The 23,442-nt window shown below is 70.7% G+C and carries 17 protein-coding genes; 7 read left to right on the top strand and 10 right to left on the bottom strand.

Going from position 1 to position 23,442, the window contains the following annotated elements; all coding sequences use genetic code 11:
• The first annotated feature begins 127 nt into the window (after nucleotides 1-127).
• From H0488_RS08140 to H0488_RS08130, 3 genes are all read left to right on the top strand, one after another.
• Nucleotides 128-1,747, top strand: coding sequence for an FAD/NAD(P)-binding protein (locus H0488_RS08140; RefSeq protein ID WP_220794328.1), 1,620 nt, complete (start codon nucleotides 128-130; stop codon nucleotides 1,745-1,747).
• Between the two features lie 64 nt (nucleotides 1,748-1,811).
• Nucleotides 1,812-2,288 carry a hypothetical protein gene (locus H0488_RS08135; RefSeq protein WP_183098783.1) on the top strand — a complete coding sequence of 159 codons (477 nt, stop codon included), beginning with the start codon at nucleotides 1,812-1,814 and terminating at the stop codon, nucleotides 2,286-2,288.
• On the top strand, nucleotides 2,288-3,661 hold the full coding sequence (locus H0488_RS08130) for an FHA domain-containing protein (RefSeq protein ID WP_183098782.1): 1,374 nt from the start codon (nucleotides 2,288-2,290) through the stop codon (nucleotides 3,659-3,661). The genes H0488_RS08135 and H0488_RS08130 overlap by 1 nt, the downstream gene beginning before the upstream one ends.
• Nucleotides 3,662-3,715: 54 nt before the next feature.
• On the opposite strand, the gene H0488_RS08125 is transcribed toward H0488_RS08130, so the two are convergent.
• From H0488_RS08125 to H0488_RS08100, 6 genes are all read right to left on the bottom strand, one after another.
• Nucleotides 3,716-5,788 (bottom strand): cation:proton antiporter, encoded by a 2,073-nt coding sequence (locus H0488_RS08125; RefSeq protein ID WP_183098781.1) that lies wholly within the window; start codon nucleotides 5,786-5,788, stop codon nucleotides 3,716-3,718.
• A 101-nt stretch (nucleotides 5,789-5,889) separates the two neighbouring features.
• Nucleotides 5,890-6,966: an ABC transporter permease gene (locus H0488_RS08120; RefSeq protein ID WP_220794327.1), complete on the bottom strand. Its 1,077-nt coding sequence runs from the start codon at nucleotides 6,964-6,966 to the stop codon at nucleotides 5,890-5,892.
• Nucleotides 6,963-7,688 (bottom strand): ABC transporter ATP-binding protein, encoded by a 726-nt coding sequence (locus H0488_RS08115; protein WP_183098780.1) that lies wholly within the window; start codon nucleotides 7,686-7,688, stop codon nucleotides 6,963-6,965. The genes H0488_RS08120 and H0488_RS08115 overlap by 4 nt, the downstream gene beginning before the upstream one ends.
• A 10-nt stretch (nucleotides 7,689-7,698) precedes the next feature.
• A complete protein-coding gene (locus H0488_RS08110; protein WP_183098779.1) occupies nucleotides 7,699-9,537 on the bottom strand; it encodes an ABC transporter ATP-binding protein in 1,839 nt (612 codons plus the stop codon).
• A complete protein-coding gene (locus H0488_RS08105; protein WP_183098778.1) occupies nucleotides 9,534-11,351 on the bottom strand; it encodes an ABC transporter ATP-binding protein in 1,818 nt (605 codons plus the stop codon). Before H0488_RS08105 ends, H0488_RS08110 begins: the two co-directional genes overlap by 4 nt.
• Nucleotides 11,352-11,414: 63 nt before the next feature.
• Entirely contained in the window at nucleotides 11,415-16,340 is a 4,926-nt protein-coding gene (locus tag H0488_RS08100) for an NAD-glutamate dehydrogenase (protein ID WP_183098777.1), read from the bottom strand.
• A gap of 113 nt (nucleotides 16,341-16,453) precedes the next feature.
• Here H0488_RS08100 and H0488_RS08095 point away from each other — a divergent pair, with 113 nt between their 5' ends.
• Together H0488_RS08095 and H0488_RS08090 are read left to right on the top strand one after the other, a co-directional pair.
• Nucleotides 16,454-16,939 (top strand): DUF2505 domain-containing protein, encoded by a 486-nt coding sequence (locus tag H0488_RS08095; protein WP_183098776.1) that lies wholly within the window; start codon nucleotides 16,454-16,456, stop codon nucleotides 16,937-16,939.
• A 1-nt stretch (nucleotide 16,940) separates the two neighbouring features.
• Nucleotides 16,941-17,426 carry a DUF2505 domain-containing protein gene (locus H0488_RS08090; RefSeq protein WP_183098775.1) on the top strand — a complete coding sequence of 162 codons (486 nt, stop codon included), beginning with the start codon at nucleotides 16,941-16,943 and terminating at the stop codon, nucleotides 17,424-17,426.
• Here H0488_RS08090 and H0488_RS08085 read toward each other — a convergent pair.
• The 3 genes from H0488_RS08085 to H0488_RS08075 form a co-directional block, all read right to left on the bottom strand.
• A complete protein-coding gene (locus H0488_RS08085) occupies nucleotides 17,423-17,611 on the bottom strand; it encodes a hypothetical protein (protein ID WP_183098774.1) in 189 nt (62 codons plus the stop codon). The genes H0488_RS08090 and H0488_RS08085 overlap by 4 nt on opposite strands.
• 22 nt (nucleotides 17,612-17,633) lie before the next feature.
• On the bottom strand, nucleotides 17,634-19,262 hold the full coding sequence (pruA, locus tag H0488_RS08080) for an L-glutamate gamma-semialdehyde dehydrogenase (RefSeq protein WP_183098773.1): 1,629 nt from the start codon (nucleotides 19,260-19,262) through the stop codon (nucleotides 17,634-17,636).
• Nucleotides 19,263-19,333: 71 nt separating this feature from the next.
• Nucleotides 19,334-20,788, bottom strand: a complete 1,455-nt coding sequence (locus tag H0488_RS08075; RefSeq protein ID WP_183098772.1) for a WS/DGAT/MGAT family O-acyltransferase — start codon at nucleotides 20,786-20,788, stop codon at nucleotides 19,334-19,336.
• Nucleotides 20,789-20,925: 137 nt separating this feature from the next.
• On the opposite strand from H0488_RS08075, the gene H0488_RS08070 reads away from it, so the two are divergent.
• Nucleotides 20,926-21,291 carry a hypothetical protein gene (locus H0488_RS08070; RefSeq protein WP_183098771.1) on the top strand — a complete coding sequence of 122 codons (366 nt, stop codon included), beginning with the start codon at nucleotides 20,926-20,928 and terminating at the stop codon, nucleotides 21,289-21,291.
• Nucleotides 21,292-21,299: 8 nt separating this feature from the next.
• The gene (locus H0488_RS08065; protein ID WP_183098770.1) at nucleotides 21,300-22,697 is read left to right on the top strand and encodes a hypothetical protein; all 1,398 of its coding nucleotides are present in this window, start codon (nucleotides 21,300-21,302) and stop codon (nucleotides 22,695-22,697) included.
• Here the strand turns inward: H0488_RS08065 and H0488_RS08060 are convergent.
• Nucleotides 22,676-23,442: nucleotide-binding protein (locus tag H0488_RS08060; RefSeq protein WP_446685605.1), on the bottom strand; the 767-nt coding region annotated here is incomplete at its 5' end. The two genes, H0488_RS08065 and H0488_RS08060, sit on opposite strands and share 22 nt — an antisense overlap.

The following is a 23,442-nucleotide window of genomic DNA, read 5'->3' as shown; positions in this document are numbered from 1 at the left end:
CATCCTCGAGAATGCTTTTTGCCGAGTTGCTCTCCCGGTTCACGATTCGGAGGCGCAGCAGCGGGTAGCCGGTGTAGCGTTCCGGACGCACCTGAGGCGGAACCTCCCAACGACAAAGGAGGCACCCTTGATCGAGCCCACTGCAGCATCGGTGGTACCGACAACGGACCCCAACACGTACCTCCCGGCTCAGCCGATGCCGGCCGGCGACCTCACCGACCAGATGCTCGCCACCGATTTCTGGACCGACGAGCTCGTGGCGAGCGCCGGCATCCCGATCGTCGACATCCCCTTCGTCACCGTCGGCTCGGGCATCGGAAGCTTCGTCACCGTCGACTACCTGCGGATCGCGGGAGTGCCGACGTCTCAGATGCGGGTCCTCGGGACCCTCGACCACCCCTGGCAGACCTACGAGTACCTCACCCGGGTCTCGCAGATCCCCCGTGGTGAACGGCTCCGCTCCGACTCGGCCTCCCGCCCGGACAACATCTGGGGCTTCCCGTCGTACGGCTTCGCCGAGGCGATGCGGACCTTCAACCTCAAGCTGCTGTGGCAGCTGTTCAGCGAGCCGATCTTCGCCGACTACTACACGCCGAAGGCCGGCCAGGCGTTCGAGACGATGGAGCGCGAGAAGAACCGGATCGGCTACGACGAGATGCTGGTCAAGGGCCTGGTCCGCATCGTCCGCCGGAGGTACGGCGGCGGCTACTTCACGATCCTCACGCCCCCCGAGGGCGCGTCGGCCACGAAGCGGGTCGCGTTCCGGTCGCAGTACGTCCACCTGGCCGTCGGCTACCCCGGACTGAAGTTCCTCCCCGAGCTCCAGCGCTACCGCACCGAGCACAACGACTACCGCCACATCGTCAACGCCTACGAGGCGCACGAGCACGTCTACGAGCGGCTCATGCAGCAGCCCAGCACGGTGATGGTGCGGGGCGGCGGCATCGTGGCGTCCCGGGTGCTGCAACGACTGATGGACGACCGGCTGCTGCACGGCGCGCAGACCAACATCGTCCACCTGTTCCGGACCTACTACCACGGCACCAACGACGGCTACGGCAACGAGACCGACCCCCGTCCCGGCGGCGGCAAGACCCGCATCTTCATGCGGCGCCGCGGCGAGAACGGCTGGGCCTACCAGGGCTTCAACTACCCGAAGTCGGTGTGGGGCGGCCAGCTCAAGAAGCAGGTGCGCGGCCTCGAGGGCGAGCAGCGCGCCGAGATCTACAAGCGGATGGGCGGCACGAACACGCCCTGGCGCAAGCTGTGGCAGAAGCAGATGAACCAGGGGCGTCGCGAGGGTTGGTACAAGGTCCTCGTCGGCACCGTCGACGACATGCAGCCCAACGGGGAGCGGATCGTCAACCACGTCCGCACCGCGCAGGGCACGGTGCCGGTCGAGGTCGACTTCGTGATCGACTGCACCGGCCTCGAGGCGGACATCGCCGAGCACCGGCTGCTCAAGGACCTGCTGGAGCACGGTGGCGCGAGCCGCAACCCGTCGGGTCGCCTCAACGTCGACCGCAACTTCGAGCTGATCGGCACCCGGTCGGGTGGCGGCGCCATGTACGCCTCGGGAGCGACGACCCTCGGGGGCTACTTCCCCGGCGTCGACACCTTCCTGGGCCTGCAGGTCGCGGCACAGGAGATCTACCAGGACCTGGCGAAGCGGAAGTTCTGCAAGCGGATCGGGCCGGTGCGCTCGACGATCCAGTGGTGGAAGTGGCTGTTCGGGAGCAAGCCGTGACCGGACACCCCGCCCCCCACCCCCGCAGCGCGACCGTCCCCACGACCTGGCGAGGAGCTCACTGATGTTGCCCACCCTGAACGGGCGGATTCAGACCCGGATCTTCATGCTCGTCGTCTTCGGCGGCATCATCACGTTCCTGATCACGCCGCTCCTGCCCGACGGCGCGCCCGGGCTCCCCGGGTTCGACGGTGACTACTACCGGGTGACCTACATCATCCTGGCCACGGTGCTGGTGCTCGGGATCCTGTGGGAGCTCCTCTACCACCTGATCCAGCAGTTCCGGTGGGAGAAGGACTGGCCGACCATGTTCGGCCTGATCACGGCGATCAACGAGGGCGCCCTGGTGTGGCTCCTCCTCGAGCTCGGCCTGGTGCCCGGCATGCCCGTCGGCCTCGACGACGGCAACCTGCCGTCGTTCTTCTTCTGGGCCTTCTTCATCGACTTCTCGGTCATCTGGTTCATCGTCTGGATCTGGACCAACGGACCGATGCGGGTGCCGCTGATCCGGTGGCGCTTCTTCGGCGGAAGGATCGTGTGATGAAGGAGTCAGCGGAGGACTGGACCCGCGCGACTGTCGTTCCCGGCGCCGGCGAGGGCACCCTCGCCCGGATCGGACCGGTCGTGCTGCTGGTCGGCTCGACCGATCCCGAGGTGGTGCGCCCGTACGTCGACCACGCACAGATGGTCGCTGCCAACGGCGGCCAGGGTCGGCAGCTCGTGCGCGGCTTCGCGCTCATGCTGTCGACCGCTGTCGAGCAGTCGCCCGGGTTCGCGGCCCTCGCGCCGCACGCGACCGGCCTCGCGGTCTTCGTCGACGGCGACGTCGTCGTCAACGTGGGCGACGAGCGGATCTCGGGCGCCGACTCGCTCGCATGGGTCGAGCGGCTGATCCCGTGGCCGATCGACGAGGTGAGCGTGACGCTCCCGGGGGCCGACGCGGCCGACCCGAGCTCGTCGTACCGCCTCGACGGCGGCGTGATCCAGGCTGCGGCGCTCGTCGTACCGGCCGGTGCGCCCTCGGGTGACTCCATGATGATGGAGTCCGCGATGGACAGCACCATGGGTGTCCCGGCCGAGGAGCTGATGGCCGACGCCCCGACCGGCGAGGTGGCGGCCGTCCCGTCCGCTCCCGCGGCGCCTCCGGCTCCGGCGGCACCGGAGCCTGCGGTGTGGCCTGAGGACCCTGCTGCACCGACCCCGCCCGCGACGCCCGAGCCGGCGATGGCCGAGGACCACGCGGGTCACGACCACGCGGGTCACGACCACCCGCACCCGCCGGCTCCGGCCGCCCCGGCCGGCCGGCCACTGCCCCCGCCGCAGGCCGACGAGCAGGTCCAGTTCCAGTCGGTGCTCATCGGGGACCTCGAGGACGACGACTTCGAGCCGCTGCCGATCGTCGACGACCCCAGCGTCATCGCCGAGGCCGGTGGCGCTCCCCGCGAGGAGGTGCGCGGCGTCTTCTGCAAGAACCGTCACTTCAACGACCCGCGCCAGCTCTTCTGCGCCATCTGCGGCATCAACATGGTCCAGCAGACGCCGGTCCTGGTGAACGGCATCCGGCCGCCGCTGGGTGTCGTGGTCCTCGACGACGGCTCCGTGTTCCAGCTCGACACGCCCTACCTCCTCGGCCGCGACCCGGGCGCCGACGAGCGGGTCCTGACCGGCGACTTCCGCGGGCTGCCGATCATCGACCAGTCCAACCAGGTCTCCCGGGTGCACGCCCGACTCGAGCTGCGCGGGTGGGACGTCGTCCTGATCGACAACAACTCGACCAACGGCACGTTCGTGCACATCCCGAAGACGCCGGACTGGCAGCGGATGCCCCCGGGCGCCGAGCAGATCCTGGTGCAGGGCACCCGGATCCGGATCGGCCACCGCACGCTCGCGTTCAACACGCACGCGGGCGGCTGATCCACCATGCCTGATCGATCGGGTGGGCCGCCTCGGCCCACCCGACCTTCGGTTCTAGCCGACCTCGGCGGTCGCGCCCAGCTCGGCGACCGCGAAGTCGACAGGAACTGCGTCGGGCACGCTGCGGGCCGCGATCGTCGCGGCGGACTCGGCGCCGAACGGACCGACGTCGATGACGGCCGCGGACAGACCTGAGTCCGGGTCGGGCGCGGCCGGCGCGGTGACCCGGAGCCCCCGCTCCTCCAGCGCAGCGCGGATGATGCCGAGCCGACGGCTGCCCTCCACGGGGAGCTGGAGGGCGACCTGACGGGCGACGGCCAGCCGCGCTCCGAGCAGGACGGCGGCGTCGCCATGCGGGTCGGCGGACCATGCAACAGAGACCGGGGCGCCCGCCGGGAACGGCTCGGTCCCCGCAGCGACGACGGTGGAGGGGCAGTCCACGACAGCGAGCACCGCGTCGAGGGACGGGTCGTCGGACCAGGCGATCAGTCCCTGCGGCGCGAGCACCTGGACCAGCTCCGCCAGGTCCTGCTCGACGTCGGCACTCGGGTGGGCGATCACCCGGACCGGTACGCCGAGCTCCTCGCCGCGGCGGACCAGCACCTGCTGACGCTCCATCGCCGACGCCATCTCGGCGAGCTCGCCGGACAGACCGCTGCCCAGGTCGAGCAGCCGGCCCTGCGGCTGGAGGTCGGCGACGACGATCTCGGCCGGCCGGGCGCCGGCGAGCATGGTGACCGCGATCTCGAGCGGTACCTCGTTGTCGGCCCCCGGTCGGCTCAGCAGCAGGATCCTGTCGACCGCCTCGGCGCCGAGGGCTGCCCGCTCGGCCTCGGCGATGTCGCGGGCGACCCGCCGCTGGGGATAGGTGAACCCCAGCAGCGGCCCGGTCATGACCGTGGTCACCAGCGCCATGATCACCATCAGGGTGAACAGCTCTTCGCTCAACAGACCCTTGGTGAGGCCGACGTTGAGGATGATCAGCTCCGTGAGGCCGCGGGTGTTCATCAGCAGCCCGATCGAGCTGGCCTGCCAGTGCGGCACCTTCTGCAGCCGGGCGCCGACGTACGCACCGACGTACTTGCCGACGATGGCGACCGCGAGGATCGCGAGCAGCGGGATGACGTGCTCGGCGCCGAGGCCCTGGATGTTGACCTTGAGACCGGAGATCAGGAAGAACACCGGGAGCAGGAGCAGCACCGAGATCTGCTCGAGCCGCACCAGGATCTCGTGGCGGAGCGCGGCCGCGTTCTCGTGCGGGATGATCGCCCCGAAGAGGAACGCGCCGAAGATGAAGTGGACGCCGAGCGCCTCGGTGGTCGCCGCGAAGAGCAGGATCCCCACCAGCACGACGCTGAGGATCGTCGGCGTCAGCTCTCCGGCCTTGTGGTACGCCGCCGTCAGTCGGGTCAACGCGGGCCGGACGACGAAGATCGCGAGCAGCACGAACGGGATCGCGAGGTAGATCGCCCACCCCGGGAGGTGGCCCTCCCCCTTGACGCCGGAGATCGCCAGCACCACGGCCAGCAGCGTCCACGCGATGACGTCGTCGGTGGCGGCGCAGGCGAGCGCCAACCCGCCGGTCTCGGTGCGGTGCATCCGCCGATCGGTCAGGATCCGCGCGAGCACGGGAAAGGCCGTGATCGACATGGCGGCGCCCATGAACAGCGCGAACGGCCAGAAGTCGGCCCGTTCGGGCTTGAGCGCCTCGGTCGCCTCGGTGCTCACGAACACGTAGGCCAGGCCGATGCCGAGTGCGAACGGCAGCAGGATCGAGGCGACCGAGACCGACCCGGCGACCTTGCCGCGTCCCTTGACGAGGGAGACGTCGAGCTCGAGGCCGACCACGAACATGAACAGCACCAGCCCCATCTGGGCCAGGATCTCGAGGAACCCGCGCTGGTCCATCGGGAACAGGTCGTTGCTGAGGTCCATGCCGAGCAGGCTCGGGCCGAGCAGTACGCCGGCCGCGATCTCGCCGACGACCGGAGGGACCCCCACCCGCGACACCGCCATGCCGGCGAACCGCGCGACCACGACGATCAACGCCAGCTGGAGCAGCACGACCGTCATGTCGAGAGCCAACCCGGGGGCAGCCGCCGCGACCATCACGACCAGGTGGGACATCGAGCCTCCTCGGGGTTTCGGGCCGGCGTCAGCCTATTGGCTGCCGGGCACCCGACGCTTCCGAATCACGGTGAATTGCCGGACAGGCGAGTTCGCAGCGCTCATGCCGTGTCCCAACGGAACAGCTTCGCCGCCAGGAGCGTGACGACCACGGCGAACGCCGCCAGGATGCCCAGCGGGACCAGCGCCGAGCCGGGGCCTTCACCGCGCACCAGGACGTCGAGCATCGCCTCGTTGAGGTGCTTGAGCGGGAGCACGTCACTCAGTCGCCGGAGCCACGTCGGCGCTCCGTCGAGAGGGAAGAACGACCCGCTGAGGAACGCCATCGGCAGCACCAGGAAGTTGGCCATGTTGACCGCGCCCTCCGTGGACTTGGCGACCGCCCCGGCCAGCAGCCCGATCGCCATGAAGCACAAGGTGCCGACGACGACCAGCGGCAGCGACATCCACCACGACCCGGTCAGGGTCAGCCCGAGCGCGGCCCAGCCGAGGCCGAGGAAGATCGCGGTCTGGCCGAGCGCGATCCCGATGGTGACCGCCACCCGGGCTCCCACGATCGTCGGCGTCGACACCGGCGCCAGCTGGAGCCGGCGCAGCAGCTTGCTCTGGCGCCAGCCCTGCAGGGTGGCTGCAGCACCGAAGGCGGAGCTCATCGCGATGGCCCAGCCGAGCAGTCCCGGCGTGTAGTACTGGATCGTGGTGAGCGAGTCGTCCTCGACCCGGTCGGCCTCGAAGCCGAACTTCGGCGGCCGGCCGCTGACCGCGACATTGGCACCGTCGACGTACGCCTGGAGCGTGACCTGGGTGATGGCCGCACCGACCTGCTCGGTCTGCGTGTAGTGGGCGACGAGGGTGTCGCCCCGCTGCTCGACGGCGACGTCGGCGTCCCCCTTCCGCACCAGCTCGAGCGCCGCGTCGAGGTCGTCGGACTCCTCGACGTCGAAGGTGGCGTCGAACGCGGACCGGGCGTCGGCCGGCAGGTGGTCGAGCAGAGGCACGTCGCCGACCTTGACCATCTCGATCTCGGGCTGGTCCTGGTTGCCGAGCAGGGCACCGAAGAGCACCAGGAACATCAGCGGGAAGACCACGGCGAAGAAGAGGGCCGAGCGGTCGCGGACGAAGCCGCGCAGGATCGCGATCGAGAGGGCCCCGAACGGCGTGCCGGTCAGGCCGCTCACGCGCGGTACTCGCGTCCGGTCAGCGCGAGGAAGACGTCCTCGAGGTTGCCGCCTCCCGCATGGGCGGCGACCAGGGCGGTGGGCGTGTCGTGCTGCAGCAGCCGGCCGTGGTCGATGATCGCGACCCGGTCGCAGAGCGCTTCGGCCTCGTCCATGTAGTGCGTCGTGAGTACGACGGTGCGGCCGTCCTCGTTGATGGCGCGCAGCAGGTCCCACAGGTTGCGCCGGGCCTGGGGGTCCAGCGCGGCCGTCGGCTCGTCGAGGAACACCAGCTCGGGGTCGTGCACCAGCGCGCAGGCGATCGACAGCCGCTGCGCCTGGCCGCCGGACAGGTCCTCGACGCGGCTGGCGGCCTTCTCGCCGAGGCCGACCCGCTCCAGCCACTCGTCGGCGGCACGGGCAGGAACGCGATAGAGGGCGGCGAAGGTGTGGATTTGCTCGCGGGCCGTGAGCCTCTCGAAGAACGCCGAGGCTTGGAGCTGCACACCGATCCGCGGCTGGAGCCGCCGGTTGCGCGGCCACGCCGGCTCACCGAGAACGGTGATCTCGCCGGCATCGGGTCGCCGGAGGCCCTCGATCATCTCGAGCAGCGTGGTCTTGCCGGCACCGTTCGGTCCGATCACGCCGACGAACTCCCCCACGTCGACCGTCAGGTCGACCGCATCGACGGCGGTGAGGTCACCGTAGGCCTTGGTCAGGCCCACCACCGAGATCGCCGTCACCTCACGGACCCTAGGCCAAGGAGTCCAGCCATGCCTGGTGCAGGTCGGAGTAGCGGCCGTGACCGGCCGAGATCAGATCCTCGGGCGCACCGTCCTCGACGATCCGACCGTGCTCCATGACGATCACCCGGTCGGCGATCTCGACCGTCGACAGGCGGTGGGCGATGATCACCGCCGTGCGGCCGGCGAGCACGGTGCGGAGCGCCTGCTGCACCAGTCGCTCCGACGGCACGTCGAGCGACGAGGTGGCCTCGTCGAGGATCAGCACCGCCGGGTCGGCGAGGAACGCCCGGGCGAACGCCACGAGCTGGCGCTGACCGGCACTCAACCGGCCACCTTGGTTGGCCACGACGGTGTCGTAGCCGTCGGGCAGCGCAGTGATGAAGTCGTGGGCGCCGAGCGCGCGGGTCGCGGCCTCCACCTCGGCCATCGTCGCGTCGGGACGGCCGAACCGGATGTTGTCGGCGATGGTGCCGGAGAAGAGGTAGTTCTCCTGGGTCACCATGACCACGGCCCGGCGGAGCACGTCGGACGTCAGGTCGCGCAGGTCGATGTCGTCGAGCAGCACCCGCCCGTCGGTCGGGTCGTAGAAGCGGGTGGCGAGCTTGGCTACCGTCGTCTTGCCCGCGCCGGTGGTGCCGACGATCGCCAGGGTCTGGCCCGCCGGCACCCGGAGGTCGAGGTCGTCGAGCACCCGCCGGTCCTCGACGTACGCGAAGTCGACACCGTCGAAGCGCAGCTCACCGCGGGCATCGGGCAGCGCCGCGGGCCGGGTGGGCTCGGGCACGCCGGGCTCCTCCCTCAGCACGCCGGCGAGCTTGTCGAGCGCGGCGGAGGCCGACTGGAAGGTGTTGTAGAACTGCGAGATCTCCATCATCGGCTCGAAGAACTGGCGCAGGTAGAGCAGGAACGCGGCGAGGACGCCGACGGTGACCTCACCGTGGTAGGCGAGGTAGCCGCCGTAGAGCAGGACCACGGCGATGGTGACGTTGCCGATCAGCCGGATGCCGGGCATGAACCAGGCGACCAGGCGGAACGCCACCAGGTTGGCGGCGCGGTACTGGTCGTTGACGTCGTCGAAGATCTCCTGGTTGCGGGGCTCCCGGCGGAACGCCTGGACGGCGCGGATCCCGCCCATCGACTCGACGAAGTGGACGATGACCAGCGCGACCTTCTCGCGGGTCACCCGGTAGCTGCTGGCCGAGGACTTGCGGAACCAGTTGGTGAGCCAGAACAGGAAGGGTCCGCAGCACAGCGCGACCAGCCCGAGCTCGACGTCGAGGAAGAGCAGCAGTCCGGCCGTGCCGACGAGAGTGAGCGCAGCGGTGACCAGGCCGTCGAAACCGGTCTCGAGCATCTCGTAGATCGCGTCGACGTCGGAGGTCTGACGCGAGATGACGCGACCGGAGGTGTAGTCGTCGTGGAAGGCGGGGCTCAGCGCCTGGAAGTGGCGGAACACCCGGCGGCGGACCTCGAACAGGACGTCCTGGCCGACCTTGCCGGACCGGACCAGGAAGAAGTTGCGCGCCACGGCCTGGGTGACCGTTGCGAGCAGCACGATCCCGACGATCACGAACAGGGGCTCGAGGTTGTTGTCGTCGCGGATCGGAGGGATGCCGGTGTCGATGCCCTCCTTGACCAGGTAGGGGATCGACAGCCGCGCGGCGTTCTCGACGAGAACGATCGCGATCAGGACCCAGATCGCGAACTTGTAGGGCCGCAGCAGCTCGCGGAGCAGGGTGCCCGAGCCGCCGACGAACTTCCGCTCGATCCGTTCGATCCGCTCGTCCTCGTCGGACTTGGCGATACCGCGCCACTCCGTCTCGGCCGACTTGCCGGTGGGTGTCATGAGACGGCCTCCTCGAGCGACGAGTCGGCGGCGAGCAGCTCGCGGTAGGCCGGCACCGTCGCGAGCAGCTCGCGGTGCTCGCCGACGTGGGTGATCGTGCCGTCCTGCAGCAGCGCGACCCGATCGGCCAGCAGCACCGTCGAGGCGCGGTGGGCGACGATCAGCCCGGTGGTGTCGACGAGCACCCTCCGCAGCGCCTCCTCGACCAGCGCCTCGGTGTGCACGTCGAGCGCGGAGAGGGTGTCGTCGAGGACGAGTACGGCGGGGCGCGACAGCACCGCGCGGGCCAGCGCGAGCCGCTGGCGCTGACCACCGGAGAGCGCCATGCCCTGCTCCCCGATGCGGGTCGCCAGACCCCACGGCAGGTCGCGGACGAAGCCCGCCTGCGCGACGTCGAGCGCCTCCTCGATGTCGGCGTCGCTGGCGTCGGCGCGGCCGAGGGTGAGGTTCTCGCGCGCGCTCATCGAGAACAAGGTGGGGTCCTCGAACGCGGTGGCGACCAGCTGCCGGAGGTGCACGAGGTCGAGCTCGCGCACGTCGACCCCGTCGATCGTGACCGCCCCGCCGGTCACGTCGAACAGCCGCGGGACGAGCGCGGTCAGGCTGGTCTTGCCGGAACCGGTGGCGCCGACCACGGCAACCGTCTCGCCGGGCCTGATGTCGAGGTTGACGTCGCGGAGCACCGGCTCGTCGAGCGCGTCGGGGAAGGCGAAGTCGACGTGCTCGAAACGGAGGTGGCCGCGCGGCCGCTCGATGGTCCGGGTGCCGCCGACGATGTCGGACCGGGTGTCGAAGATCTCGTGGATGCGGGCGGCCGACGTCATCGCCTCCTGCGACATCGCCAGGATCACCCCGAGCGAGGAGACCGGCCAGACCAGCGACAACATCAGGGTGATGAACGCGACCAGCTCGCCGGGCGTGAGGGCGCCGCGACCGACGCCGATCGCACCGAGCAGCAGCACGAGGACGACGGCGAGGTTCGGGATCACCTCGAGGAAGGTCCAGAACCGAGCCGAGAGCCGGACCTTCTCCATCGACGTCGCGTGCAGCGTGCGGGCGGCGGCTTCGTACTGGTCGCTGATGTAGCGGTTGCGCCCGAAGGACTTGATCACCCGGATGGCGACCGCGGCCTCCTCGGCGCGGGTCGCCAGGTCTCCCTGCTCGTCCTGGACCCGGCGGGAGACGAGGACGTACTCGTTCTCGAAACGCATCGAGAGCCACACGATCGGCGCCGCCGTGCAGGCGACGACCAGTCCGAGCGGCCAGTACATCACCAGCAGCACCACCGTCACCGCGGTGACCTGCAGGATGTTGATGAGCAGGAACAGCATCGCGAAGCCGAAGAACCTCCGGATCGACGACAGGTCCGTCGTCGCGCGCGAGAGCAGCTGACCGGACTGCCACCGGCTGTGGAACGTCATCGGCAGCGCTTGCAGGTGGGCGTAGAGGTCGCGGCGCATCGCGGTCTCGACGTTGAGGACCGCGTTGGACTGGATCCACCGCCGCCACCAGGTCAGGAACGCCTCGAGCACACCCAGCGCAAGCACCAGCAGGCCGAGCGGCAGCACCGGACCGAGCTCGCCGTCGGTGACGGGGCCGTCGATCAGCTCGCGGATGACCAGCGGGATCGAGATCGCGACCACGATGCCGGCGAGCGCCGTCGACAGCATCACCACCAACGCCGCGCGGTGCGGGCGGAGGTAGGAACGCAGGCGCCACAAGGAGTGGACGCCTGCGGGAGGCGGATGGTCCGGATCAGGCCCGAGCGGGTCGCGCTCCGACCGACCAGAACCGGGAGGCGTGGTGGTCGTCATCGGTGACCCCACCGTAGGTGGCGCGACCGACAGACCGCGAATCGTTTTCGACCGCGGGTCCGGTCACGCCAGCAGCCCGCGCACCACCCGCAGCGCCACCGAGACCCGGGCGAGGTCGCTTTCCTCGTCGGCACAGATCGCCCCGAGGGTCTCGACCGCTGCCGGGACCACGCCGCCGGCCGACTGCTCCCACCCGGCCACCCGGCGCACGGCCTCCTCGCGGAGCTCCTCGGGATCGCCGCGCCCGACGACCTCCTCGTCCGGCTCGGTCGCGGCCAGCACCTCGGCCGTGAGCTGGGCGTGCACCGCGTGCAGGTCGTCGCGGAGCGCCGCGCGCGCCATCGTCTGCCACTGGTCGGCACGGGGCAGCTCGACGATCCGGTGCTGGAGCACGGACAGTCCGAGCCGCTCGCCGAGCGCGAAGTGAACCCGGGCGACGTCACGCGGCTGGAGACCGTCGCGGGTGGCGATGTCGACCACGTTGAGCAGCGCGTAGGCGACGTCGAACGACGCCACCCGCCCGGCGAGGTCCTCGGGAACGCCCTCGGAGACCATGGCCGTACGGCGGGCGTCGTACGCCGCCAGCTCGCGGCCGATGAGCAGCTCCGGCAGGTCGAGCATCGTGGCCTGGACGGGACCCGCGAACTGGTCGACCGTGGCCTGGCTGTCGAGCGGGGGCCGCCGGTTGGTGACGAGCCACCGGGAGGCGCGCTCGACGAGGGTGCGCATCTCGACCCGCATCCGGGTCTGCAGCAGGGCGTTGATCTTGTTGTCGTAGGTCGCGAGCTCCTCACGGAGCGGCAGCGACCCGAAGATCTCCCGCGCGACGAAGTTGGCCCGCGTCAGCTCTGCCGCCGAGGCTCCGGTCTCGCCCGCCAGCCGCGGCCAGTAGGTCATGCCGGCACCGTTGACGAGGTCACCGACCACCTGGGTCACGATGATCTCGCGCCGCAGCGGGTGCTGCTCGATCTGCGCGGAGAACCCTTCGCGGACGGCCTGGGGGAAGTAGGAGACCAGGTCGAGCAGGAGGTAGGGGTCCTCGGGCAGGTCGGAGGCCAACAGCTCCTCGGCGAGCACGATCTTGGTGTAGGCCATCAGGACCGCGAGCTCGGGCTGGGTGAGCGCGCCGCCGTGCTCGAGCCGTCGCTTCACCTCGGCCTTCGGCGGCAGGGCCTCGAGGTCGCGGTCGAGCCGACCCTCGGTCTCCAGCTGCTTCATCCACTGCTCGTGCACGTGCAGCAGCGACGGTGCGTTGCGCGCGGCGTTGGCCAGCGCCAGGTTCTGCTCGTAGTTGTCGCGGAGCACCAGGTCGGCGACCTCGTCGGTCATCGAGGCCAGCAGCTTGTTGCGCTGCTTCTCGGTGAGGTCGCCGTCGAGGACCACCCGGTCGAGCAGGATCTTCAGGTTGACCTCGCGGTCGGACGTGTCGACGCCGGCCGAGTTGTCGATGAAGTCGGTGTTGATCCGGCCGCCGTTGGTGGCGAACTCGATCCGGCCGCGCTGGGTGCAGCCCAGGTTGCCGCCCTCGCCGACGACCCGCACGCGCAGGTCGGTGCCGTTGACCCGGATCGCGTCGTTCGCCTTGTCGCCGGCGTCGGCGTGGGTCTCGGTGGACGCCTTGACGTAGGTGCCGATGCCGCCGTTCCAGAGCAGGTCGACCGGCGCGAGCAGGATCGCCTTCATCAGCTCGGCCGGCGTCATCGCGTCGACGTTGCGGAGGATCCCGAGCGCCGCCCTGATGTGGTGGTTGATCGGGATCGACTTGGCGGAGCGGGGGAACACCCCACCGCCCTCCGAGATCAGCGACTTGTCGTAGTCCTGCCAGCTCGACCGGGGCAGGTCGAACAACCGCTTGCGCTCGGCGTACGACGTCGCTGCGTCGGGGTCCGGGTCGATGAAGATGTCCCGGTGGTCGAACGCGGCCACCAGCCGGATGTGCTCGGAGCAGAGCATCCCGTTGCCGAACACGTCTCCCGACATGTCGCCGACACCGGTCACCGTGATGTCCTCGGTCTGGCAGTCGACGCCGAACTCGCGGAAGTGTCGGCGCACCGACACCCACGCACCGCGGGCGGTGATGCCCATCGCCTTGTGGTCGTAGCCCACCGAGCCGCCGCTGGCGAAGGCGTCGCCGAGCCAGAAGCCGTAGTCCTTGGAGACGCCGTTGGCGATGTCGGAGAAGGTCGCCGTTCCCTTGTCGGCAGCGACCACGAGGTAGGAGTCGTTGCCGTCACGTCGTACGACGCGCTCGGGCGGGACGATCTCGCCCACCACCAGGTTGTCGGTGACGTCGAGCAGGCCGCGGATGAAGGTCTTGTAGCACTCGATGCCCTCGGCCAGCCACGCATCGCGGTCGGAGGAGTCCGGGAGGTTCTTCGCGTAGAACCCGCCCTTCGCGCCGACCGGGACGATCACGGTGTTCTTCACCATCTGCGCCTTCACCAGGCCGAGGATCTCGGTGCGGAAGTCGTCGCGCCGGTCCGACCAGCGCAAGCCGCCTCGCGCGACCGCGCCGAACCGCAGGTGCACGCCCTCGACCCGTGGCGAGTAGACGAAGATCTCGAACTTCGGCCGGGGCTCCGGCAGGTCCGGGATCGCGGACGGCTCCATCTTCAGCGAGAGGTACGGCTTGGGCTTCCCGCCCGGCTGCGGCTGGAAGTAGTTGGTGCGCAGGGTCGCCCGGATGTGGGTCAGGTAGGAGCGCAGGATCCGGTCGTGGTCGAGGCTGACCACGTCGTCGAGCCCCGTGGTGAGCCGGCCCTCGAGCTCGGACTGGTGCTTCTCGCGGGACTCCTCGTCGAGGTCCGGGTCGAACCGGGTCTCGAAGAGCTTCACCAGCATCCGCGCGAGCTCGACGTTGTCGGCGAGCGCACCCTCGATCGAGTCGATGGCGAACGGCGAGTTGCCCTGGCGCATGTACTTCGCGTACGCCCGCAGCAGCATCGCCTGGCGCCACGTCAGCGACGCCCGCAGCACCAGCGCGTTGAACCCGTCGATCTCGGTGTAGCCGTCCCAGATCGCCCGCAGCGCATCGGAGAAGAGCTCGCGTGCCTGGTCCGGCAGCGGCCCGCCGTACCTCAGGCCGAAGTCGTAGATGTGCGAGACGCGTGGGAGGCCGACCAGGCTGTAGGGGCGCTCGTCGACGACCTCCACGCCCATCGACGAGAGCATCGGGAGCACCTCGGACAGCGACAGCGGTGGGCCGACCCGGAACACCTTGAGCCGCGCCTCGCCCTCGGGCGCGTCGAGCTCGGAGTAGAGCGCCTGGTCGATGCCGACATCGCCCTGGATCGCCTCGAGGCGGCCGAGGTCGACCGCCGCGGTCCGCGCCGGGAAGTCCTCCTTGTAGGCCTCGGGGAACGCGTCGACGTAGCGGCGGCCGAGGATCGCCCCGACCTCCTCGCCGTACTCCGCGGAGACGGCGCTGAGGACGTCGTCGTGCCAGGAGCGGGAGGCGTCGATGAGTCGTCGCTCCAGGTCGCCGGTGTCGATGCTGTCGGGGAGCGTCTCGCCGGCCGGCATCCGGACGACGAAGTGCACGCGCGCGGTGGTCGACTCGCTGATGCTGACGTTGAACTCGATCGAGTCGGGCTCGATCCGCCCGTCCCCGATGACCTGGGCGAGGATCCGCACGAACTTCTGCCGGACGCCCGTGTTGTAGCGGTCGCGCGGCAGGTAGATCAGCACCGACAGGTAGCGGGCGTAGGTGTCGCGGCGGATGAACAGCCGTACGGCGCGGCGCTCCCGCGCCTGCATCGCACCCTCCGCGATCGTGGCCAGCTCGTCGACCGGGGTGTGGAACAGCTCGTCGCGCGGATAGGTCTCGAGGGTGTCGAGCAGAGCGTTGCCGTCATGGCTGCGCGGGTCGAGGCCGGTGGCCTCGAGGACGTCGGCGACCTTCTGCCGGAGCAGGGGGACGCGGAGCACCGACTCGGTGTAGGCCGCGCTCGAGAGCAGCCCGAGGAACCGGCGCTCGCCGATCACCTCGCCGTCGGCGGCGAACGACTTGACCCCGACGTAGTCGAGGTAGGCCGGGCGGTGCACGGTGGCCCGCGAGTTGGCCTTCGCGAGCACGAGCAGGGTCTGCTCGCGTGCCTTCGCCTTGACCGGTCCCGACAGCCGCCCGAAGGACGACGACTTGTGGTGGTCCGCCGCCGCGTCGCGCAGGATGCCGAGCCCACTGCCGGGGACGGGGACGAGGATGTCGTCCTCGCCACCGTCGGACGACGCCTTCTCCAGCTTGTACTCCCGGTAACCGAGGAACGTGAAGTGCTCGTCGGCGAGCCAGGTCAGGAGCTCGCGGCCCTCGCTGACCTCCTCCTCGGGCAACGAGGCCGGGGTGTCCTCGAGGTCGGCGACGATCTCGCGGACCTGCTGCTGCATGGCCGACCAGTCCTCGACCGCGGCGCGCACGTCGCCGAGCACCCGGCGTACGTCGTCGGCCAGCCGCTCGGTCTCGCCGGCGTCGTCGGTCAGGCGGTCGATCTCGACGTGCATCCACGACTCGCGGAGGGTGCCCTCGGGCGGCGTGGCCGAGCCGGAGGCCACGGGGTGCTGGGCCAGCAGCCGGCCCGACTCGTCGCGCTCGACGTCGAACGTCGGGTGCAGCACCAGGTGCGCGTCGCGGTGCTGGCGCGCGAGCTCCATGGTGAGGGAGTCGACGAGGAACGACATGTCGTCGGTGACGACCTCGACCACGGAGTGGCCGCCCGCCGACCACCCGTGCTCGGCGACGGTCGGCGTGTAGAGACGGACCTTGGTCGTGCCGGGCTGCCGTTCGGCCGCGAGCTGGTGGTGCGAGGCGTAGGCGCCGTAGACGTCGACGTCGGAGCGATCGACCAGGTCCTCGGTGCCGACGTGGTGGTAGTAGGCCGCGAGCAGCGGCACCAGGGCGTCGCCCGGTGGGGCCGAGGACCCCTTCCCATGGCGGGCCACCTCGGCGGCCTGGTCGAAGATCTGGTCGCGGTCGGTATGCGTCGTCGTTGACACAGCGCCACAGTATCGCCGGTGCTCTCCCGGCGCAGCCGCAGGATTTGCATCGCCCCGATCGTTACGGAAGCGCCGCCCACCACGCGCTCCGCGGATGCGCCAAGATGTGCGCCATGAGGTTCCAGCACACGTCGACCTACGACGCGCCACCCGCCGAGGTGTACGCCATGCTCACCGATCCCGCCTGGCGGGAGCGCGTCGGCGCGGCGCAGGGCGTCGTCTCGTCGACGGTGACGGTCACCCCCGAGGGCCCCGACGGCTGCCGGATCGTGATCGACCAGGAGCAGAACACCGCGGGCCTGCCGGCGATCGCGAAGAAGATCGCGGGCGAGACCACCCGAGCGGTCGTCACCGAGGTCTGGGCCTCCCCCACCCAGGGCACCCTCGAGATCGTCGCCCCCGGCAAGCCGACCAAGGCGGTCGGCACGGTGACGCTCGAGACGGACGGCGGCACCACCCGCCACGTGACCGACCTCGAGGTCACCGTCAAGGTGCCCCTCGTCGGCGGCAAGCTGGAGCAGGTGATGGCCGACAACATCGGCAGCGGGCTCGCGATCGAGCAGACCGTCGGCGCCGCCTGGCTGCAGGGAGACCGCTGAGATGTCCACCCGTATCGTGCACGAGCTGACCTACGACGCGCCGCTGGCGGCCGTGGCCGCGATGCTCGCCGACCCTGCGTTCCGCGAGGAGGTCTGCGTCTACCAGCGCGCCACCAAGCACTCGGTCTCCATCGAGGGCGTCCAGGGCGACCCGATGAAGGTTCGGATCGAGTACTCCCAGCCGACCGACCGGGTGCCGGGGTTCGCGAAGAAGTTCGTCGGCGCCGAGACCGACATCGTCCAGTCGGAGACCTGGGGCAGCCCCGAGCGCGGCGACATCCACGTGACGATCCCCGGCAAGCCGGGCGACCTGACCGGGACCGCGGTGCTCACCGAGAAGGACGGCGTCACCACCGAGACCGTCACCTTCGACATCACCGTGAAGATCCCGCTCGTCGGCGGCAAGATCGAGGCGCTGATCGGCAAGATCTTCGGGTCCGCGATGCGCGCCGAGAACCGCGCCGGCCAGGCCTGGCTCGCTCGTTAGGCCTCCGGCGTCCGGTCGGCGACCTCGCGCTCGGCCGACTCCGCGCGTTCAGCCGCCTCCTCGCGAGCATCCTGGCGACGGCGTACGAGGACGACGATCCCGAGCAGCACGAACGGGCCGAACGCCAGGACGACGGTCAGCGCCTGCTCGATCGGGTGCAGGGTCCCGAGGTGCCAGGGATTCACGCCCCTAGTCTCCCAGCAGGGGTCAGCCCATGTACGGGTAGGTGTGGTCCTTCGGGGGCGACAGCGTCTCCTTGATCGAGCGCGGAGAGGTCCAGCGCATCAGGTTGGCGGCGGCGCCGGCCTTGTCGTTCGTGCCGGACGCCCGGCCACCACCGAACGGCTGCTGACCGACGACCGCACCGGTCGGCTTGTCGTTGATGTAGAAGTTGCCGGCGGCGAACCGCAGCGTCATCCGCGCCCACCGGATCGCCGCTCGGTCCTGGGCGATGATCGCGCCGGTCAGGGCGTACGGCGCCGCCGACTCGGCCTGGAGCACGACCTTCTCGAAGTCGGCGTCGTCGTAGACGTGGATCGCCAGGATCGGGCCGAAGTACTCGGTCGTGAAGATCTCGTCGGTCGGGTCGTCGCCGACCACGATCGTCGGCCGCACGAACCAGCCGACCGAGTCGTCGGTCTTCCCGCCCGCGACGACCTGCAGCCCGGGCGTCGCCTGGGCCCGCTCGATCGCCGCGACGTGCTTGGCGAACGCCCGGTCGTCGATCACCGCGCCGAGGAAGTGCGAGAAGTCGGTCGGGTCGCCCATGGAGAGCGCGTCGGTCTTGGCGACCAGGTCGTCCCCCATCCGCTCCCACACCGAGCGCGGCACGTAGGCGCGCGACGCCGCCGAGCACTTCTGGCCGGAGTACTCGAACGCGCCCCGGATCAGCGCGGTCGTCAGCACGTCGGGGTCGGCGCTCGGGTGGGCGATCACGAAGTCCTTGCCGCCGGTCTCGCCGACCAGCCGCGGATAGGTGCGGTACGACGTGAGGTTGCTGCCGACCGTCTGCCAGAGGTGCTGGAAGGTCGGCGTCGACCCGGTGAAGTGGATCCCGGCGAGGTCGGGGTGCGCGAGCGCGACCTCGGAAACCGCGCGCCCGTGGCCGGGCAGCATGTTGATCACGCCGGGCGGCATGCCCGCCTCGACCAGCAGCTCCATGATGAGGCTGGCGGCGTGCTGCTGGGTCGGGCTGGGCTTCCAGAGGACGGTGTTGCCCATCAGCGCCGGAGCGGTCGGCAGGTTGCCGGCGATCGCGGTGAAGTTGAACGGCGTGATGGCGTAGACGAAGCCCTCGAGCGGCCGGTAGTCGGTGCGGTTCCAGATGCCCGGGCTGTTGGCGATCGGCTGCTCGGCGAGGATCTGCTTGGCGTAGTGGACGTTGAACCGCCAGAAGTCGATCAGCTCGCAGGCGGCGTCGATCTCGGCTTGGAACGCGGTCTTCGACTGGCCGAGCACGGTGGCCGCGTTGAGCCGCTGCCGCCACGGTCCGGCGAGCAGCTCGGCTGCCTTGAGCAGGATCGCGCACCGCTCGTCGAACGGCATTGCGCGCCAGTCCGGCGCGGCGGCGGTGGCCGCGTCGACCGCCCGCTGGGCGTCGGCGGTCGTCACGTCCTTGAGCACGCCCAGGGTGTGGGCGTGGTCGTGCGGCTGGACGACGGCGATCTCGGCCCCGCCGCCGGCGACCCACTCGCCGCCGATGTAGGCGTCCATCCGGTGCTCGGTCGCCTCCTGGCGGGCGATCTCGGCGGCCAGCGCGTCGCGCTCCGGGCTGCCGGGCGCGTAGGTCAGGTTGGGCTCGTTGACGGGAGCCGGGGGGAACGTGATGGCGTCCATGCTCCCGATGTTGTCAGACAACCCATGGCGCGAGCGAGTCGCCGCAGTGCTCCGCCTCGCCGGCCGGCGCGTCAGTCCTTCGGCTTGGACCTGGGCGTCGTCGTACGGCGACCGCGGGGCGCTCGCTGCCGACCCGAGGACGACACCTCGAGCAGCTCGTCGAGCGCCTCGCGGATGCAGATGCCGAGCAGGTCGGCGTCGGGCACCACGTCGCGGTCGGCGGTGATGCCGTAGAAGACCCCGCCGTTGTAGGACGTGACGCTGAGGACCAGCGGATGGCCCGCCACCAGCGGCGCCACCGGATAGCTCGCCAGCATCTCGGCGCCGGCCGCGTAGAGGGGCGCCTGCGGGCCGGGGACGTTGGTGACCGACAGCTGGTAGCCGCGCCGCAGCTCGTCGGCGGCGACCCGCGAGCCGATCGCGTGGAAGGTCGTCGGGGCGAAGCCGGCGACCCCGGCCAGCCGGTTGGCGGCCACGCTGCGACCCGTCTCCTTGTGCGCCTGGAACGAGTAGGAGACCTGGTGCAGCCGGACGACCGGGCTCGCCTCCCCGACCGGGAGGTCGACGAAGTGGGCCGCGATCTGGCTGCCGAGCGACGTCGCCTCGAGCTCCTCGTCGATGACCGACACCGGCACCACGGCGCGGACCTGGCGGATGCCGCCCATCGACTCGGCGCGGGTCATCAGCCAGGCGCGCAGGCCACCGGTGACGGTGGCCAGGATGACGTCGTTGACCGTGCCGCCGTGCGCCTTGCGGACCTTGCGGTAGTCGGACAGACAGGTCTCGACGGTCACGACCCGGCGCTGCTGCGAGAGCTCGCCGCCGATCACGCCACGGGACTTGGGCCGGCGGCCGGTCACCGCGCCGACGACGCTGCGCACCCGGCGGGTGCGCGCGTCCACGGTGCGCACCACGGCACGGGACGTGCCGAGCACGGTGTTGACGACGGTCTGGGAGTCCGTCACCGCCTCGCGGACGGCACCGACGACGAGGGCGCCCGGCGCGGGAGCGCGGCGCGGCGTCCAGTCGTCCGGCTCGAACTCGCGCGGCGTCGGCTGGGCGTCGAGCAGGAGCTGTCCGAGGTCGACCGTCTCGACGCCGTCGACGAGGGCCTGGTGGGTCTTGGAGAGGAGCGCGACCTTGCCGCCCTCGAGCCCCTCGACGAAGTAGACCTCCCAGAGCGGGCGGGTCCGGTCGAGGGGACGGGACACGATCCGGGACGCGAGCTCGAGCAGCTGGCCCGACGTACCGGGGCGCGGCAGCGCGGAGCGGCGGACGTGGAAGCCGAGGTCGAAGCTCTCGTCGTCGACCCACAGCGGGGCCGCCAGGTGTCCGGGGACGACCTGGATGCGCTGGCGGTAGCGCGGCACGAAGGCGATCCGGTCGCGGATCAGGTCGACCAGGCGCGCGTAGTCGAGGCCCGAGTCGCCCGGGTCGAAGATCTCGATCGTGGCGTTGTGGGCCGGCGTCTCAGGCGTCTCGGCCGTCAGGAACGCCAGGTCGCGTGCGCGAACACGATCGACCACTGCACTTCCCCACCTTCTGGTACTAGCCCCCCGTCAAGCCCCATGACTTGTTGCGTGAGATTCTGACAGAGGACCGGAGCCACACCGACATTTGTCCGCGTGCGGCGCCAGGATGACGCTCGAACGGGAGGTTAACGGTGCGAGGTACGACGACGCGGTGGGTCGCGCTCACTGTCCTGGCGGGAGCGGCGCTCTCGGCGTGCGGCAGCGACGACTCCGGCGACGGCGACGGCGCGGACGACCCGGTCGTGGTCGAGATCACCTTCGAGGACGGCGAGGTGACGCCCAACGGCGAGCGGGTGGAGGTCGACGCCGGGCAGCCGGTCGACCTCGAGGTGACCGCCGACGCACCGGGCTCGATCCACCTGCACTCCGACCCCGAGCAGGAGTTCGAGTACGACGCCGGCACCGAGACGTTCGAGATCCAGATCGACCGCCCCGGCATCGTCGAGGTCGAGTCGCACGAGCTCGAGGTCATCATCGTCCAGCTCGAGGTGAAGTGATCGGGCCCGTGATCGAGGCCCACGGCATCGGCGGCCAGGCCGACCTGCCGATCTCGCTCGGCCTCGCCGTCTCCGGCGCCGTCGCGGCGCTGGTGGTCTCGTTCACCGTGCTGGTCGTCGCCTGGCGCACGCCGCGCTACGCCACCGGGCTCGAGGAGGAGCCCGCCGAGCCCGACACCGACGAGACCGACACCGACGAGACCGAGCCCGACGAGCCGCAGGGGTCCCGCCCGACGTACTGGCTGGTGGCGCTGCGCCTGGTCGGGATGATCGCGTTCGTCTTCACGGCGCTGACCGCGATCCTGGGCGAGGACCGGCTGACCAACCCGTTCTTCGGGATCATCTACGTCTGGGTCTGGGTCGGCATCGTCTTCGCGTCGCTCCTCTTCGGGCCGGTCTGGCGGGCGATCAGCCCGATGCGCACCATCAACGCCGGGCTCGCCCGGCTCGCCGGCGGCGACCCGGAGCGCGGGGTGCTGGGCTACCCGGCGTGGCTCGGCCACTGGCCGGCGGCCATCGCGCTCTACTCGTTCGTCTGGATGGAGCTGGTCAACCGGACGCCCACCGACCTCGGCACCGTCCGCCTGTGGTGCGCGCTGTACGTCGCCGCGATGCTGATCGGCGGCGCGGTCTTCGGGTCCCGGTTCTACGAGAACGCCGACCCGTTCGAGGTCTACTCGACACTGGCCGGCTCGCTGTCGGTCTGGGGGCGCGGCGAGGACGGCCGCGTGGTCCTGCGCAGCCCGCTCGCCGGGGCCGCCACGATCCCGTCCCGACCCGGCCTGGTCGCCGTGGTCGCGGTGCTGTTCGGGAGCACGGCGTTCGACTCGTTCAGCGAGTCGACCTACTGGATCGGGAAGGTCCAGCAGTCGTCGATCAGCGGCATCACGCTCAACAACCTGGCGCTGCTGGCGTTCTGCCTCGGGGCAGGTCTGATCTTCGCCGCCGGCGCGATGCTGGCCGGCATCCACTTCCGAGCGACCTGGCGGCCGTGGCAGTGGGTGGCGTTCGAGCCGTTGGGTCGCCCGCACCGCGAGCTGCCGCGACGGCTCGCGCACTCGATCGTCCCGATCGTCGCGGGCTACATCGTCGCCCACTACCTGACCGTGTTCGTCGACGTCGGCACCCAGACGCTGGCGCGGGCCAGTGATCCGTTCGGCAAGGGATGGGACATCTTCGGCACGATCGCCGTCGAGCCGACGTACTGGTTCTCCTACCACCCGACGGTGCTCGCGAACATCAAGGTGCTGGCCGTGGTGATCGGCCACGTCACCGCGGCGGTCGTCGCTCACGACCGGGCGATCGCACTGCTGCCCCGCCGGCACCAGATCACCGGGCAGCTGCCTCTGCTCGCCGCCATGGTCGCGTTCACCGCGGGTGGTCTCTACCTGTTGTTCAACGCCTGACGGCCGGCCATCGCGTCGACGAGCTCGGCGACGGCCCGGGTGAGGTCCGACTCGCCGGTCTCGACGAGCGTGCGGCCGGCGACCAGCGCGCGATCGACGGCTGGCTGGTCGTCGGGCAGGAAGTGGACGCCGACGTGGCTGCCGAACCCGGCCAGCATCGCGGTGACGTCGGCCTCCCGCCAGCCGAGCGTGGGCCGCATCCGGTTGACCACCAGCCGGAGCACCGGGTCGGGCAGCACCTCGTGCGCCTCGGTGACCGCCCGGGCGAGCCGGGCGAGTCCCACCGGATCGGCCGAGCCGACCAGCAGGATCTCGTCGGCAGCCTCCAGCGCCTCGACGGTGAGACCGTTGCGCTCCGGCCGCACGCCGACGTCGAGGGCCGGGTCCTGCTCGACGCTGAACCCGGTGTCGAGCACGACCTCGGCGTCGCGCCGCGCGCGCTCGACGATCGCAGTCAGCGCTCCGGGCCGCACCTCGACCCAGCGGTCCGGGCGCGGCAGGCCGGTGACCACGAGCAGGTGGTCGGAGAGCCGCCGCTGCACGGTCGGGAACCGCTCGCCGAGCGACCCGCTGGTCGCGAGCCGGGCGGCGGACAGCAGGCCCGACACCTCGTCGAGCACCCCGAGCTGCTGGGCGACCGCGCCGCCGTAGGGGTCGGCGTCGACGAGCACCGTCGTCAACCGGCGCCGGGCGAGCTCGGCGGCGAGGGCGGTCGCGAGCGTGGTGCGCCCGGGCGCGCCACCGG

Origin of the sequence: Nocardioides pelophilus, from assembly GCF_014180685.1 — a bacterium.
GTDB classification, from domain to species: Bacteria; Actinomycetota; Actinomycetes; order Propionibacteriales; family Nocardioidaceae; genus Nocardioides; species Nocardioides pelophilus.
The sequence above is the reverse complement of the archived record's forward strand: the minus strand, read 5'-3'. Positions and strand labels throughout refer to the sequence as shown.

Coding starts and splice junctions, on each gene's coding strand:
- H0488_RS08110 (WP_183098779.1), bottom strand. CDS start 9,537: ATGACACCCACCGGCAAGTCGGCCGAGACGGAGTGGCGCGGTATCGCC.
- H0488_RS08135 (WP_183098783.1), top strand. CDS start 1,812: ATGTTGCCCACCCTGAACGGGCGGATTCAGACCCGGATCTTCATGCTC.
- H0488_RS08130 (WP_183098782.1), top strand. CDS start 2,288: ATGAAGGAGTCAGCGGAGGACTGGACCCGCGCGACTGTCGTTCCCGGC.
- pruA (WP_183098773.1), bottom strand. CDS start 19,262: ATGGACGCCATCACGTTCCCCCCGGCTCCCGTCAACGAGCCCAACCTG.
- H0488_RS08090 (WP_183098775.1), top strand. CDS start 16,941: ATGTCCACCCGTATCGTGCACGAGCTGACCTACGACGCGCCGCTGGCG.
- H0488_RS08125 (WP_183098781.1), bottom strand. CDS start 5,788: ATGTCCCACCTGGTCGTGATGGTCGCGGCGGCTGCCCCCGGGTTGGCT.
- H0488_RS08105 (WP_183098778.1), bottom strand. CDS start 11,351: ATGACGACCACCACGCCTCCCGGTTCTGGTCGGTCGGAGCGCGACCCG.
- H0488_RS08095 (WP_183098776.1), top strand. CDS start 16,454: ATGAGGTTCCAGCACACGTCGACCTACGACGCGCCACCCGCCGAGGTG.